Origin of the sequence: Cytobacillus sp. FSL M8-0252 (assembly GCF_038007345.1) — a bacterium.
Classification (GTDB): domain Bacteria; phylum Bacillota; class Bacilli; order Bacillales; family Cytobacillaceae; genus Cytobacillus; species Cytobacillus kochii.
Genome location: NZ_JBBOWZ010000001.1, coordinates 803,294 through 818,184, shown reverse-complemented (window position 1 = coordinate 818,184; position 14,891 = coordinate 803,294). Strand labels below are relative to the sequence as shown.

Sequence of the window (14,891 nt, the reverse complement as noted above, 5' to 3'; positions counted from 1 at the left end):
AACATCTTCTCTATTTTTTATTGCTTTTATACTTCATTAAATTACGGAATAGTATCACAAACCCAATAATAATCAAGCCAATCACTACTGCGGGTAGGACGTAATACATAAAGATAATAAACATTTCCGTCTCTTTACTCCATTCCACACCAATACACCGTCCTTTATTTTTACTTCTTCTCCTCTGTTAGATTAAGAGTCGTTTTACATATCATCTATATGATTAGTATGGCGATTAGATTTATTTAGGAGGAAGTTATGGGTATAACCTTTTTTATTAATTACTTCTTTTTTTAGTTACCAATTTTCATAAATTCTTCTTTACCCTGCTAACACATAAAAAAAGGAACTGGAATTAATATAACCACTTCCCTTAAAGTCACAGTCTCACCTTCACTTCAGTTCCATCATTCGCTACTACATCTACTAATACCAAGCCCTTATGACTCTTCATTTCTTTCAGAATAGGTTTCAGCCATTTTTTATCTATTTGTGGGATGATAAAATCAACTTCTTTCTTTTGCAGTTGTTGATTGATTCCCGCATATACATGCCGTTGAAACACTTTGGATAAAAGAATAGAGCACCCAATATTCAATGCAGCATGAGGAACTGGAATCGTTAATCGCATACCTTCTGTTCTCACCGTAATTTTCAGCATAGGATGTCACTACTCAATAAAGATTGAAACGGTATCTCCGTCTGCTGACTTCACATCAACAATTTGGCCGTCCAATTCATTTTCTATCGCTTCGATAATTAAGTTAATATCAATATCTTTCACGTATTTCGCAGACTCAGGTATACTCGCTGCAATATTATGCCCTGCTAACAACACTACTTTGACAAGTTTGATTGGTAGATTAACTGTGACATTATCATTTTCAGCTGATTTCACACGGATTTTCAGAACTTTTTCCATATACTTACTTGATGATTCGGGCTGCTTACTTTCTATCTCCTCCTTTTCTTTTAACACCTGGATCAGCTCTGCCCCTTTATCGGCATCTATTTTTCCTTCTTGCACCATCGTTAACACTTTTGTGATTTCCTCTTTCATACAATACGCCTCCTTATTCTCCTTTTAAGAGCTTAATTGCTTCGTCTGAATTTATTTCACCGTTTTCCAACATCGAGATGACCTTCTTCTCATCCACTTCATTCTTCTTAGCCTGTTTATAACCAAGTGATGAAATGATATCTGAAAGCTTGCTGCGAACGGTCGGATAAGAAACCCCCAATTCCTTTTCAACCTCTTTTATATTACCTCGACAAGTTAAGAACACTTCCACAAAATGCAACTGATCGTTAGACAAAGACGCTAACTTAGATAATTCGAACTCATTTTCAATCGTCGTTTGGCAATGTGCACACTGCAATTTAGTAATTTTCAATGTTTCACTACATACAGGGCAACTCGTAATCACTTTATAAGCCATAACGCACTCCCTTCATTTAATTTTATTTGATTATATATTAATTATATTAATATGTAAATTAATATAATTAATTTTTTATCTATATTTATTTAATTTATTTTATTTTCGAACAAAATAAAAACAGCAGGATTACTCCCACTGCTTTTTTTATATCATGCTTCCCTATATTTAACAGTCAAACCTTTCAAAAAGTTCCTAGCAAAGTGATCTAAGCACACTTTATAATTTTTATGTCCTTCTTTTCTAAGAAAAGCGCCTATTTCTCCTTTTGAAACGTTGAGCCCCGCTTTTCTAAAGATATCAATCATATCCTCTGTTGTTAATGCCAAGGCAATTTTGACTTTCTTTAAGAGGATATTATTGATATGTCGATGGCTCGTGATCGACGGGTCCGGTGTATTCACTTGCCCGGGTTTCGGTTCTTGTTTTCCTCTTTTATAAATAATGAGGCCATTTAAGAACGAATTCAACATCGCATCAGTTAATTCAATTCGGTTTTCCGCCTCATCTTCATCAAACTTTTTAAGAATCTTCACCACCTCTGGCACTGTAACCTCTTCCTCACCTAGTTTGAAAATCTCTGCCATTTCACTATTTTTAATATCCAACGCATATCGCAATCGGATTAAAAGATCATTATTATCAACCATAATTATCGCTCCTATCTCAACAGACTTTGCTATGTAGTATTAAAGCCATTGTTTTATTTTAACATTGTCATTGCTATGCAATCCACTTATGTTGAAATCAACGTATATCAAAGAAAAAGGACAGTCTACCTAAGACCACCCCTCCATGCTTAGCACTACTCAATTACACGAGCAATTTCAGTGCCACAAGTTTTACATTTTCCTTTTAATATAGGTCCATAATCACCCGATTCAATCGTGTATTTCACAATCTCCGTTTCCCCACAATTGCTACAAAATACATTTCTTACGATCTTTTCTCTAGTATGTTTAGGGATAGCAAGCCATTGTTTTGCTGCTTCCATTTTAATTGCTCCTTTTATATTGATAGTAACGTTTCTTACTTGTATGTACAATTAAGCTTAACATACAATTTCAAGTGGCTATACAACGTCGCACATTCCATTTCCCTCCATAAATTCGGTGACACTTGTGGAGTGGGACCCTCGTATATACACCAACTAATCACTTATACAATAAGAACGAGGAAACAATCATCCATTCAATTCTTCAACTATTTTTTGTTTTTATTCTTTCACTAAATCTAACGGTGAATCTGGAATACTATCAATAACCGCCTGAATGGCAGACTTTTCTTTTATCTCTTCCGATGCTACTTTTCTCCACGATTGAATTCACTTTTATTTTTGCCTGTTTGACCCCAATATTCTATTCCTTGATATATTAAATCTTCATTATCCGAGCTTACCAGCTTTTTAGCATGTACTAAATTAGGATTACGCATGAATTGATTGATCTCTTCTTCCTCATGGTCATATGAAACTTCGTCATCTTCTGGTAAGAGCTCGTTCATAAATTCATAAAATGTTGGGAATAACTCGATTAGCTCACCTGAATCAGAATTTAAATAAGCGACATTGGGGTTATGTTGATTCTTACTATAATCTAACACAATAAAATAATGGCCATCGCCAGAAATAACGATAAGTTGATTATGATCAATTTCCCATTCATTAAATAGACACTTCGTCTCCATGATACCTTTGTTTTCTTTAATACCGAGGAGATAATCAATTGGAAGCGTATGCTCATTATCTATCTCTATGTCTATGTTGATGCTATCTTTCAAAAGGTAGCCGCCATTTTGTATATAAAGTAAATCCACATATTCCCTTGGTAATTTCACACCAAAATGCTCCTCAGCAGCTTTCAATACATCTTCTTGTGTTAATTTCTCTAACACGATACCACTTGTAGCTTTGAAATAAAGTTTTAGCAAAAATACCTCGCAAATCCTTATTTTACGATAAATAAGAAGAATCCATTTGAACAAAAGATTGATCAAAAAGGATTCTTCTTTAGCAGATTTAAGTTTGGTTTTTATAAAAAAGTTTGATCATTTTCTACCTGTGATGCTCAACAATCGCGCCCGATAACAGAAGAACTTCAAAAAGCTATTTTTATCCTTCTCGAGATTTTGATATATAATAATTTAATGGTCCTGCAAAAATTAATCCCGCGACAACTGTCCCCAAGAAGACTGCCGAATATGAGAATAATTCAATATCACGATCAAAAAAGTAATCCGTAATAATGCGGAGTATAGTAATAATAACTGAAAATCCAAGTGACCAAAATAACATTTTTTTTAAACCTTTAGACATTACTTTTTCTCCCTTCCCTAAGAAAACTTATTCAACTAAATGGCCGGATTCTGACACAACTTATGCATTAAATCGCCCTTATACGGAATAGAAAGGTTAGGCTTTGATAACAAATTTTTTAGTAATTTTACCAAGCAGAAACGCAATTAAAATATAAATAATCAAAGGAATAAGGAAATTTTCAAAAGTAGCATTGAATTGTGTGTAGGTATAAATGAAAAATGATCCAAATATAAGAGAAACTACAATAACTGGGACAAAAGTTTTTCTGAATAGTAAAGTGAGCAAAACGCTAATAATAGCTACCCCAATTGGAAAATATACAAATAGCATATTTAAAAAACCCATTCCACCGAAATAATCCCAAAATGCTTGCACACTAACCCCCCTAGTATTTTTTTCCATTTTACCACAAATTTCTTTTAATTACCTAGTTGTTCCCCCCTCAAATACCTTCTTCAAATATCTGTCTGAAATATAAAAAGGGCGCTTATTCATATTAATGAATCGCTCCCTTTAGTTGCAGTTCGAGGATATGTTTTCAAGTGTTTATAATTTATGAGTTTCCCTCTTGTATTTATCACGACTTCATCTTCCCCATAACCCATATGAGCACGATAGTAAGGGTATACTTTAAGCGTTATCTCATATAATCCACCAATTCCATATAACTGTTTTATTTTAAGGATTTCTGTATCATATGAAGCCCAAGTAAGACCTTCAGGTACATTTTTGTCGTCTTTGTAGATTTCAACAATTGCTTTATCTACTGGTTCTCTTAGGCTACTTATAAGTGCCATTTTAACCGTTTCACATAATTCCGTATCGGCTTCATTTATTGTTTCTGTTTTTGCATTTACTGTTCTATTAGAGATTACTAAAAGCATTCCAACCATAAGCAAGACCGCAAATTTATTAATAATTATCACCTCATTTTAGTTTTCCTAAGAACTAAAATGATTTATTCAAGAATCTTGTCCCTATTCTGGTATAACCTTATTCAATAATTGCGCCCTATTGCGGAATATCACTGGGTAAAGTAGCTGAATTGTTGATAGTTACTTTCCATGAAATTATTGTTGTACTATCACGTACATTATTTTCCTTAATTTCTTCTAATAATCTTTTAACACCATATTGATTGGTTATCCCTTCGAAGGTATTAAATATTTCAAATGGGTTGTCAAAATTAGTATTTGGGCACTCAATAAGCCCATCTGTTGTTAAGAAAATATGATTTTCTCCTTTCCGTAATTCTTTCCTTCCAGAACTGTAACAAGGTACAGCTAAATTAAAAGTATTCTTTTGTCCTACCCACTCATAAAAACTTCTATGATTCTGTTGAAATTCTCCTAGTGCTTTAAGTTCAGGATGAAACAAATAAAGAATGCAATCTCCTATCGACAGCCACCAAAGGAATTTTCCTTTCCTAACAACAAATAGGCAAGCAGTTTCTCCTTGGACATTTTGATTAGCTTCTCGAAAGCTTTGACCCATAAAAATATTTAGAATGAAGGTGGATATGGTGTCGAAAGCTTCTACTGTCTGCATTTTTAAGATTTGTTGCACTGAGTCTCTTTCTTTTTCAAAGGTTTTAAGAACTAATTCTGCACTTTGTGCTGTATTATGAGCATCAAGAATAATAACAAACTCCCAATCTTCTTCTTGATTAACCCAAATTAAACATCCATCTTCATTCTTAAATTGCCCAGTTGAAGAGTTACCACCAAAATGACCTATTACAATATCGTTGTTCAACAATTTAGTGTGAACTTCATCTACATAATGTTTTTGGCTTCCTACCCATTGATAATCACTCATGATTAATCACCTTGTATTCATATTGGTCAACTATTTTTAATATACAAAAGAAAATAAAACGATTTATAACCTAAGAAAAGCACCCTTTTCATGCAGAATAGCTGCCAATTCCTTATTTCGGAAATATAATTTCGTTATTTATCCAACTTTACTTGCTATTAAAATATCTGTTATCTCGTCAACACAATTAACAATATGTGTAGGGTTAGTATCACTTAATTCTTTAAATGAACCATATCCATAAGTTACTCCGATAGAGTCAATACCAATATTATTTGCACCAATCATATCGTGTTTTCTGTCACCAATCATAATAAAATCATCTAGCCTATGCTCATTGTACTTATCAAGTATGTATTGAATAATTTCAGTTTTTGATGTTCGTGTTCCGTCTAGATTACTTCCAACAACAAGATCAAAATAATGGTCAATGTTAAAATACTTTAGTATTTGTTCAGAAAATACAGTAGGCTTTGAAGTTGCAACAACTAAAATATATTGTTGTTCTTTTAATGATTTTAGTAGAAAAGGAATTTCCGAATATAGGTCATTCTCAAACATACCCTTATCCTTGAACCTTTCCCTGTAAAAATGAATTGCCTTTTGTGTACTCCCTTCATCAAAATCGTAATATTCAGAAAATGACACTTGAAGTGGTGGACCGATAAAACATTCAAGTTTATCGATGTTAGGTTCATCAATGTCCATTTTCTTTAACGCATATTGAACAGATTTAGTTATACCTATTTTTGGGTCTGAAAGTGTTCCATCTAAATCAAATAAAATTATCTTATATTTGTTCATATAAAGCTTCCTTTCTGTATCAATTACCTTCCTCATTTTACTATAGAAAATTCAGAATTATTTAAATTCATTATCAAACTGTCCCGTTTACTCGATAATTCTTGCTCCATTAAATGGCCCATTACTGAAAAAGGCACAATTCCAGTCTTCAAGAATTACGCCCGATTCTTGAAGATTGTTATTAGAACATGGACAGCTAACATTTAAAATGGAACTTTAACCAAAACCTTTAATACAACAAGCGACTGTTCTTGCTATGCAATCATCCTCAATTTCAACATTACAGATTTTTCATTATACCTTCAGGTAATAATCTACTTAAAATGCTGGTAACAATCCAAATACCTATTAATAATAAGATAAGTTGAATGCTAAATTCATATATCCAAATTAAATCGAATTGCCGTACCCAATCCGTTAATTCAGACATCCCTATAATTGAACCACCAAATAATCCAACATATAATATAACCGTATAAATACGTTCCCACCAAGAAAGTTTACGAATAACCTCTTTAGCTTTATAAAGCCTTCCTATGATAACAACTGTCAAAATAAATAATAACAAGATTATTAATGCCATAATCATCCATCCTCAAGTTATAAAAACTATATTAGGCACAAAATTGCTATTACCTAAAAACCCTGACCTTTTAATAAAAAAGGTGTCTTCACTTAAAATAGAAACTTGCTCTAGAGTTTAAGTGCACAAATTTCATAACCTTCATCTATTTTAACATAATTATCCAAAAACAACGAGAGATCCAATACAGATATAAAAACGAAGAGGCTAATTCTTACTCCTGAAATGCGCCCGTTTGCTTAAATGTCCCAAGAGTCATTTTACAGTTTATTCTTTTGTCTTTCCTTTCCAAATAAGTGAAAAAAACTGATTTCAAATATAATAAACGCTACAACAAGACCACCAAGGTATGGGTACGGAGAATCGATTGTTAAGAATAAGACCAAAGCCAAAACAAAAGCTATGATACCAATAACTACTGCGTATTTGACATATTTACTCAAGTCATAGACCTCCTTTCGTATCAGAACATCTGACTAAAAAGTATTCATGTTATACAGGTTATTCCAAAACTGCACCCTTTTCAGGAAGACAGTTATTACGAATGACTCTCTTCTTTTTTGCTATAAATTTCATACGCAAAATATCCAAATAAAAAACCTATTCCAGGTCCCCAAGTCATTGCAGATAGTAAGGAAATTGGTGAAAATACACTTAAAAATATAGCAATAGCAAAACCAATCATCATTCCGAATGGTATTAAGCTATCCAATAAATTTTGAGCGTCTTTCGTTTTTTTCTTACCCAGGGTGCCTTTCTCATATTTATGCTTCATTCTCAGAATTACAAATACTGCAATCCCACCCACTATTACAAGAGGCAATATGACACGCGCAATATCCAATGCTAAACCCATATTATAATCCCCCCTTTCTTTTGCTTTTAAATTGATTCAATTTTAACCTAGTTCATTCAATTAAATGGCCCGATTGTTGAAGATCGTCATGTTATTTTCACCATAAAATCCCTCTTCGGACAATGCATATTCAAAGGGGTAAATCTTCGCATCTTTTTTATAAATATCGTACCTTTGTTTTAAACATCGCATCTTTTTTACAAACGTCGCGATTTTATTTTAAATCTACACCACTAGCGTAAAAAGGTCTCCACATATTTATAGTCATCCACCCTCTAGAAATACTTTGATCTCACTATAATTGTATCAAAATATATGTAAAAATTGTAAAAATAACCTAGTTGATAAACGCTTAGTCAACAAATAAGGACTAAATAGGAGAGAATGAAAACTTTTTGTTCGGCTATCTTTGAAGATTTTACTCTAGATGTACGAGCAAAACTCTTTTTCTTCGATTGCATGATTGAACCAGCCCAAACAATATTAATACATCCACTCCATAAAAAAAGAGAAAGGCCAAGATGAGTTTCAACTCACTTGACCTTTCTCCGCAAATATATATTAATTCCTAATCAGATAATCAAATGCACCTAATGATGCGTTGGCACCTGATCCCATAGAAATTATAATTTGTTTATACGGGTTGTTCGTACAGTCACCTGCTGCAAATACGCCTGGGACGTTTGTTGCACCATGGTTATCGACGACGATTTCGCCTGTTCTTGTGCGCTCAATCGTATCGCCTAACCAATCCGTGTTTGGAACAAGACCAATTTGAACAAAGATTCCTTGAAGTTCAATATGGTGTACTTCTTCTGTTTCACGGTCTAGATAAGTGATACCATTCACTTTATCTGTACCCGTGATTTCTGTTGTTTGTGCGTTCTTAATCACTTTTACATTCGGTAAGCTATACAGACGCTCTTGTAGGACCGAATCGGCTCTTAGTTCTGCACCGAACTCAATAACTGTTACATGTTTAACGATACCCGCTAGGTCGATTGCTGCCTCGATACCTGAATTACCGCCACCGATGACCGCAACGTCTTTTCCTTCGAATAATGGGCCGTCACAATGTGGACAGTAAGCGACACCTTTATTTTTGAATTCTGCTTCACCAGGTACACCAACGTTTCTCCATCTTGCACCTGTGGAAAGAATGACTGACTTACTCTTAAGAACTGCACCGTTTTCTAATTCCACTTCAATGAGTTCTTTTCTTTGTAAGCTTTTCGCGCGTTGTAGATTCATCACGTCGACATCGTATTCTTTCACATGTTCTTCAAGACTAGCTGCAAGCTTAGGACCTTCTGTATACTTCGTACCGATAAAGTTCTCGATACCTAACGTATCCATGATTTGACCACCGAATCGCTCAGCAACAACTCCAGTACGGATACCTTTACGAGCAGCATAAATCGCTGCACTCGCACCTGCTGGGCCACCACCAACAACTAGTACATCAAATGGATCTTTATTAGAAAATTCGGCTGGATCTTCTGTGCTACCCATCTTCGCTAAAATTTCATCTAAAGTCATACGTCCACTGCCAAACACTTCTCCATTAAGGAAAACAGTTGGTACGGCCATGATGTTTTTGCTATCGACTTCTTCTTTAAAAGCCGCGCCATCGATCATTGTGTGTGTAATGCCTGGGTTTAACACACTCATGATATTCAAGGCCTGTACCACATCAGGACAATTATGGCATGTCAGACTAACGTAAGTTTCGAAATGAAACTCTCCTTGAATATTCTTTACCTGTTCCATCACCTTATCATCTACTTTTGGCGCGCGGCCACTTGCTTGTAATAAGGCTAATACTAAGGAAGTAAATTCATGACCAAGAGGAATACCAGCAAAAGCTACACCTGTATCTTCACCCATGCGATTCACGCTGAAGCTTGGTGTTCTTTTTAATGTAGCTGTTTCTACCTTAATTTTAGATGACATTGTGGCAAGTTCATCAACGAGAGAAAGCATATCTTTTGATACGTCATCGTCTCCGGTACTTACTTTCAGTAATACATCGCCCTCCATCAGTTGAAGATACTGATGGAGTTGCTCTTTAATTTCTGCTTCTAATATCATGGGGTTCCACTCCTTAAATTTTGCCGACTAAATCAAGGCTTGGCTTAAGTGTAGAAGATCCTTCTTTCCATTTTGCCGGGCAAACTTCGCCTGGATTAGAACGAACATATTGAGCTGCTTTAATTTTATCGATAAGAATGCTTGCGTCACGACCAATACCATCTGCATTGATTTCAACTGCTTGAATGATACCATCTGGATCGATAATGAATGTACCACGATCTGCTTGACCTAATTCTTCAATAAGAACATCGAAGTTACGAGAAATTGTATGTGATGGATCACCAATCATTGTATATGTGATTTTACCAATTGCTTCTGATGTATCATGCCATGCTTTATGAGTAAAGTGAGAGTCTCTTGAAACAGAGAATACTTCTACACCTAGTTCTTGTAGAGCTGGGTATTGATCTTGAAGATCTTCAAGCTCTGTTGGGCAAACAAATGTAAAGTCAGCTGGGTAGAAACAAACGACACTCCAATGACCTTTAAGATCTGCTTCAGATACTTCAATAAAATCTCCATTTCTATATGCATGTGCGTTAAATGGTAATACTTCTTTTCCTATTAATGACATGTTGTAGTCCTCCTAAAAGTTGTTTAAATTTAATCATAGATTAACAGAATGATCACATTCATAATCTATAATTATTATTAATTAGCATTGATTATTATTATATTACTAATATTATATTTGTCAATTAAAGCGCATGAATTAATTTATATCAATCATTCCTAATCGGTTAAATATTATGAGGAATCAACGCTAAATATAGGCTATATAAGAAATGTATACGTTTTCAACTAAATATTACATTATTGTGAAATAAACTATAAAATAGAAAAAAAGAGTCTTCAATTGAGAATGGATAGCTTCAAATGAAAATTCTTCCCTCTCCATTCTAAGAGAGAACGGACAAATAAATACGATTTAAGAAAGGGAAAAACTAGTTCCATATGTGAGGGACTAGTATTTTACAGTCACTAAAAGAATATTTAGCACCTATTTAATTTTTAATATGATTTTCCCTTTTGCCCTCCCTGATTCTGCATATTCCATCGCTTTTTGTGCATCGTCAAATGAAAATTCTTTATCTATGATCGGCTTTATTTTACTAGCCTCAATCAAGTCTGCGATGGCTTTTAATTGTTTGCCACTTGGTTTCATAAATAAAAAAGTATAATGAACCTGATATTTTTTTTCAAGACTCGTAAGTTTATGGCTTGCCACGGAAAACAATAACGTCTTAAAAAAACCTGAGCCATAATCTTTACCGAAGCGAGCATTGGGTAGTCCCGAAACGGAAGCAATCTTTCCTCCAGGCCTTACCACTTCAAAAGATTTTTCTAATATTTCTCCGCCAAGCGTATCAAAGACTGCATCGTAGTCATTCAGTATCTCTTCAAATTGTTCCGTCTTGTAATTGATAATGATATCGGCTCCAAGAGATTTTACTAAATCTTCACCAGCTTGACTCGCAGTCGTTGCCACGGTAGCACCCATTTCTTTTGCCAACTGAATAGCAAAGGTGCCGACTCCACCTGCTCCAGCTTGAATAAACACCTTTTGACCCTTTTGCAATTGTAAAATATCTATTAACGCTTGATAAGAAGTTAGCCCTACCAACGGAATTGATGCTGCTTCTTCAAAGGTCAAATTTCTTGGCTTTAATGCAATGTCATCTTCATGAATGGCAAGGTATTCCGCAAAAGTGCCAATTTTACTCTTGCGGGGGCGGCCATATATTTCATCACCTATTTTAAAACGCGTCACTTTTTTACCGACTTTTGTAACAACACCAGAAAAATCATTACCTAATATAAGTGGCATACTATATTTAACTAATAGTTTCACTTTCCCATCCCGGATCTTAAAATCAATGGGATTAAAACTAGCGGCATAAATGGTTACGAGTACCTCATGATCACTCATTTCTGGTATAGACATATCTGCCAATTGCATGGGCACTTTTCCATATTGATCAATAACCATTGCTCTCATATTTCATCCTCCTTTTCCTTCATTATCTATAAAAATCATCCATGAATTTTTCAATATCCCCTACAAGCGTTTTTAATAACCCTAATTCTGTTCGTACATTTATATAATAAAAATTCTTTGTGCCTTCTTTACGCATTAATATGATTCCAGCTTCACGCAAGATCTTTAGATGATGAGAAACGGCAGGTCTTGAAAGATGCGTTTGATTAGTAATCTCACCCACGCGCATTCCCGTTTCACAATCCGTCCCCATAAGCACTAATAATATTGATTGACGCGTTTCATCACCAATGGCTGATAGCACCTTTTGACTTAGAATAAAATCCTCTTTAATCTTATTCAGTTGGACCTGTTTATTCATTCAGCTAAATTCCTCCAATTGTTTGTTGAATCGATTAAGTTGATAAACCAAATAACTTAAGAGAACAATATACTATTGGTTTTTCTAGTGCAATATTGAGAAAGAAAATCGAGACGAACACATTAACGTTTTAATCTTATAGACCCCATCATTCGCGCAGGTTTTATTACAATAAAGAAAAGCGTTTCTGCATAAACAGAAACGCTAGTATTCCTTCAAAATAAGAAGGTGGTTTGAGATGAACATGGTCAATTACTTCATTTCTAATTTCAATATAAACTGTTCGTCAATTTTTCCTATTTTCCGCTCACCAGTATCAACAAAACCAACTTTTAAGTACAATTGCTGTGCGGGAATGTTTTTATGATTGACCGCCAAAACCACTTCATTGCAATCGGGGAAATGAGTAGTGATAAATGCTTTTAACGCCAGCATCGCTTGCTTAGCATACCCTTTGCCCTGATGTTTGTAATCTATAGAAAGGGCTGTTAATAACATAGCATGAGGATTAACGGTATATTCACTTACCCTTTTTGTACTGTGTAGCAGGAAAAAGCCTACTGGTACGTCTTTTGAAAGGATAACTACTCGATATTGCCCATCAGAAACAGCTACTTTTTCCTTTGGTAATGCTGTAAACTTCGCTTGATTTTCCGGTAATTCAAATCTATTTAATATTTCTAAGTGCTCCTCACGATATAACCCTAATTGAACTTCTCCAGATGTAATCAATTTCATTTTCTCCTTTTATCTACATTAAATCTGCTAGTTGCTTTTTAAATAGACCACACCACCATGCCTTACCACTTCAAATGGGCGCTGTTCATCCGCTTTAAGGAGAAAGCCACCAGGGACTTGAGTCGTTTTTTCACTCATAGAAATGCCGTATCCGTTATTTTCTGGGTATCCATATACATAACAAACCACTTGATTATTCTTTATAAATACTATTTGGTTCATTCCTTCGTTTACTGTTTCACTAATAGTATCCCATTTATATCCTACCGTTTCATATATCCACTCTTTCTGAGTATAAGGCTCAAAGAAATAAACCTTATCCCACTCAAATGGTGTGATATCCAATAAATTTACTTCTTCTACAGATGACTCAATGGACAATACCTCTTCTTTCAATAACTCAGCATTCACATCCCAGACATCTTTCTTTAGAAAGTTAAATAACATCACACAAACGACACTAACCAAAATGACACTAACTATGACAGTCGTTTTTTTGTACTTCATTTAAATATTGAACCTCTTACTTTCATAATGATTCTAGTAACAAATTTTGCGAATATCTTTCTTTTCAAGATTCTCCTCCTATCAACTTAGCGTTTGTTCTTCTATTAATCCGATATTTCTTTTCTGTTGATGATAGGTAAGAATATGTTCTCCTAAATGGGGGAAAAGTAAGATGTTATTTAATTCGGATAATTCAATCCATTTTACATCAGTTTGATTAGGATCAGGATACTTTGGTTGTTTAGGAATAGATTCATCGGTAAGGGTACATTCAAAAATTAACTGCAACGAATGAATATCACCGTATTTATTCGCATTCAAGTGCGGAGCATACTCATATATAAATGCTAAAGGACCTACTTTCACGTCAATTGATGCTTCTTCTTTCGCTTCTCGCTTTACAGCTTCAATGACTGATTCATTCGGTTCTACGCCCCCTGCAGGCAAATTATAATGAATGCCTCTCTCATCTTCATATTCAATCAAAAGAATTGAATCATTTTCGATGATTAGCGCACATGCCCTCACTCTCACTGGATAAGACATCACTATCCCACCTTCTATTTATATAAGCCTATTATACAGTAAATATGGTAATTTTTCTCTTTAGAAATAATCAAAAAAAACATTTGGCTCCTCCTTCGCCAAATGTACTGATAGCCACTGATGCTATCCCCGCTATCAATAAGATAACAATTGAGTATGAATCTCACTTTAACGATATGTAAAACGTTTATTGATTTCTAATGTCAAAGGAGTAATATCTCTCCATCCATACACAATCTCCCCATATTTCTCACCAGCCATACTCATTTCAATAGAATCAATCTTTTCACCACCAAGGGCTTCATAAAATCGATAAGAGTGATTATCCTCCACAACTAGGACAAGCATCCCTTGATATCCCTTTTGTTTCAGTTCAGTAGTAACGGCTGCAAACAGAGCCGATCCCACTCCTTTTCTTTGATACTCTTCTAATAAATAAATTGCATACAGTTCGCCATCAAAACCGTTGTACTTCCCACTTCTCTCTTCCCCACCTGAAGAAAACCCAATGATTTCACCAACCTCATTTTCAGCCACATACACGCCACCAAGAGGTATATTGTTTAACCACAATTTTTCCCTCTTTTCATACGTAAGTCCATTTAGATATTCTTGTGGGAAAATGGCTGCATAGGTGCTGCGCCAACTATCGACGTGTACTCTTGCGATGCCCATTGCATCCTCTATAACCGCTTTTCTAATGATAAATGAAGAATGGTTCAAGGTTTTCTCCTCCTCTATGTATGTTCATTAAGTAATTCGTTTTATATTTTAAATATCCCTTTAACAAAAATGGAATATTATGCTAATATTCAATTATAAGAGGAGG

23 protein-coding genes are annotated in these 14,891 nt (G+C 34.6%); all 23 read right to left on the bottom strand.

All coding sequences use genetic code 11. From position 1 onward, the window contains the following. Positions 1-10: 10 nt before the first annotated feature. Positions 11-148, bottom strand: a complete 138-nt coding sequence (locus MKX83_RS04280) for a hypothetical protein (RefSeq protein ID WP_157733793.1) — start codon at positions 146-148, stop codon at positions 11-13. Between the two features lie 231 nt (positions 149-379). Further along, entirely contained in the window at positions 380-661 is a 282-nt protein-coding gene (locus MKX83_RS04275; protein WP_341054261.1) for a hypothetical protein, read from the bottom strand. 9 nt (positions 662-670) lie between these two features. Further along, positions 671-1,060, bottom strand: a complete 390-nt coding sequence (locus MKX83_RS04270) for an SHOCT-like domain-containing protein (protein WP_341054258.1) — start codon at positions 1,058-1,060, stop codon at positions 671-673. Between the two features lie 13 nt (positions 1,061-1,073). After that, entirely contained in the window at positions 1,074-1,439 is a 366-nt protein-coding gene (locus MKX83_RS04265; RefSeq protein WP_224934442.1) for a DUF2089 domain-containing protein, read from the bottom strand. 152 nt (positions 1,440-1,591) lie between these two features. Beyond that, positions 1,592-2,089, bottom strand: coding sequence for a YehS family protein (locus tag MKX83_RS04260; protein ID WP_341054254.1), 498 nt, complete (start codon positions 2,087-2,089; stop codon positions 1,592-1,594). A 155-nt stretch (positions 2,090-2,244) separates the two neighbouring features. Then, a complete protein-coding gene (locus MKX83_RS04255; protein WP_341054252.1) occupies positions 2,245-2,433 on the bottom strand; it encodes a hypothetical protein in 189 nt (62 codons plus the stop codon). A 308-nt stretch (positions 2,434-2,741) separates the two neighbouring features. Next, complete coding sequence (locus MKX83_RS04250; RefSeq protein WP_341054250.1) at positions 2,742-3,368, bottom strand: SMI1/KNR4 family protein; 627 nt, start codon at positions 3,366-3,368, stop codon at positions 2,742-2,744. A gap of 181 nt (positions 3,369-3,549) precedes the next feature. Next, positions 3,550-3,753 (bottom strand): hypothetical protein, encoded by a 204-nt coding sequence (locus tag MKX83_RS04245; RefSeq protein WP_341054247.1) that lies wholly within the window; start codon positions 3,751-3,753, stop codon positions 3,550-3,552. A 96-nt stretch (positions 3,754-3,849) separates the two neighbouring features. Then, positions 3,850-4,131, bottom strand: coding sequence for a hypothetical protein (locus tag MKX83_RS04240; protein WP_307316911.1), 282 nt, complete (start codon positions 4,129-4,131; stop codon positions 3,850-3,852). A 116-nt stretch (positions 4,132-4,247) separates the two neighbouring features. After that, complete coding sequence (locus MKX83_RS04235; RefSeq protein WP_233435325.1) at positions 4,248-4,682, bottom strand: DUF3888 domain-containing protein; 435 nt, start codon at positions 4,680-4,682, stop codon at positions 4,248-4,250. Between the two features lie 85 nt (positions 4,683-4,767). Next, positions 4,768-5,574, bottom strand: coding sequence for a protein phosphatase 2C domain-containing protein (locus tag MKX83_RS04230; protein WP_341054242.1), 807 nt, complete (start codon positions 5,572-5,574; stop codon positions 4,768-4,770). Positions 5,575-5,712: 138 nt separating this feature from the next. Further along, on the bottom strand, positions 5,713-6,378 hold the full coding sequence (locus tag MKX83_RS04225) for an HAD family hydrolase (RefSeq protein ID WP_341054241.1): 666 nt from the start codon (positions 6,376-6,378) through the stop codon (positions 5,713-5,715). Positions 6,379-6,658: 280 nt separating this feature from the next. Continuing rightward, entirely contained in the window at positions 6,659-6,961 is a 303-nt protein-coding gene (locus MKX83_RS04220; RefSeq protein ID WP_341054239.1) for a hypothetical protein, read from the bottom strand. A 260-nt stretch (positions 6,962-7,221) separates the two neighbouring features. Further along, complete coding sequence (locus MKX83_RS04215; protein ID WP_341054237.1) at positions 7,222-7,404, bottom strand: hypothetical protein; 183 nt, start codon at positions 7,402-7,404, stop codon at positions 7,222-7,224. 95 nt (positions 7,405-7,499) lie between these two features. Then, the gene (locus MKX83_RS04210; protein WP_341054235.1) at positions 7,500-7,817 is read right to left on the bottom strand and encodes a hypothetical protein; all 318 of its coding nucleotides are present in this window, start codon (positions 7,815-7,817) and stop codon (positions 7,500-7,502) included. Between the two features lie 561 nt (positions 7,818-8,378). Next, on the bottom strand, positions 8,379-9,908 hold the full coding sequence (gene ahpF, locus MKX83_RS04205) for an alkyl hydroperoxide reductase subunit F (protein WP_307315039.1): 1,530 nt from the start codon (positions 9,906-9,908) through the stop codon (positions 8,379-8,381). Between the two features lie 13 nt (positions 9,909-9,921). Beyond that, positions 9,922-10,485, bottom strand: a complete 564-nt coding sequence (gene ahpC, locus MKX83_RS04200; protein WP_095370569.1) for an alkyl hydroperoxide reductase subunit C — start codon at positions 10,483-10,485, stop codon at positions 9,922-9,924. 426 nt (positions 10,486-10,911) lie between these two features. Then, the gene (locus MKX83_RS04195) at positions 10,912-11,910 is read right to left on the bottom strand and encodes an NADP-dependent oxidoreductase (protein WP_322910154.1); all 999 of its coding nucleotides are present in this window, start codon (positions 11,908-11,910) and stop codon (positions 10,912-10,914) included. A gap of 22 nt (positions 11,911-11,932) precedes the next feature. Beyond that, positions 11,933-12,271, bottom strand: a complete 339-nt coding sequence (locus tag MKX83_RS04190) for an ArsR/SmtB family transcription factor (RefSeq protein ID WP_095370570.1) — start codon at positions 12,269-12,271, stop codon at positions 11,933-11,935. A 252-nt stretch (positions 12,272-12,523) separates the two neighbouring features. Next, positions 12,524-13,003, bottom strand: a complete 480-nt coding sequence (locus MKX83_RS04185) for a GNAT family N-acetyltransferase (protein WP_445293152.1) — start codon at positions 13,001-13,003, stop codon at positions 12,524-12,526. Between the two features lie 33 nt (positions 13,004-13,036). Next, on the bottom strand, positions 13,037-13,516 hold the full coding sequence (locus MKX83_RS04180; protein WP_328199752.1) for a hypothetical protein: 480 nt from the start codon (positions 13,514-13,516) through the stop codon (positions 13,037-13,039). Positions 13,517-13,597: 81 nt separating this feature from the next. Further along, the gene (locus MKX83_RS04175) at positions 13,598-14,062 is read right to left on the bottom strand and encodes an NUDIX domain-containing protein (protein ID WP_340977876.1); all 465 of its coding nucleotides are present in this window, start codon (positions 14,060-14,062) and stop codon (positions 13,598-13,600) included. Between the two features lie 168 nt (positions 14,063-14,230). Continuing rightward, the gene (locus MKX83_RS04170) at positions 14,231-14,785 is read right to left on the bottom strand and encodes a GNAT family N-acetyltransferase (RefSeq protein ID WP_340977875.1); all 555 of its coding nucleotides are present in this window, start codon (positions 14,783-14,785) and stop codon (positions 14,231-14,233) included. Positions 14,786-14,891: the final 106 nt, after the last annotated feature.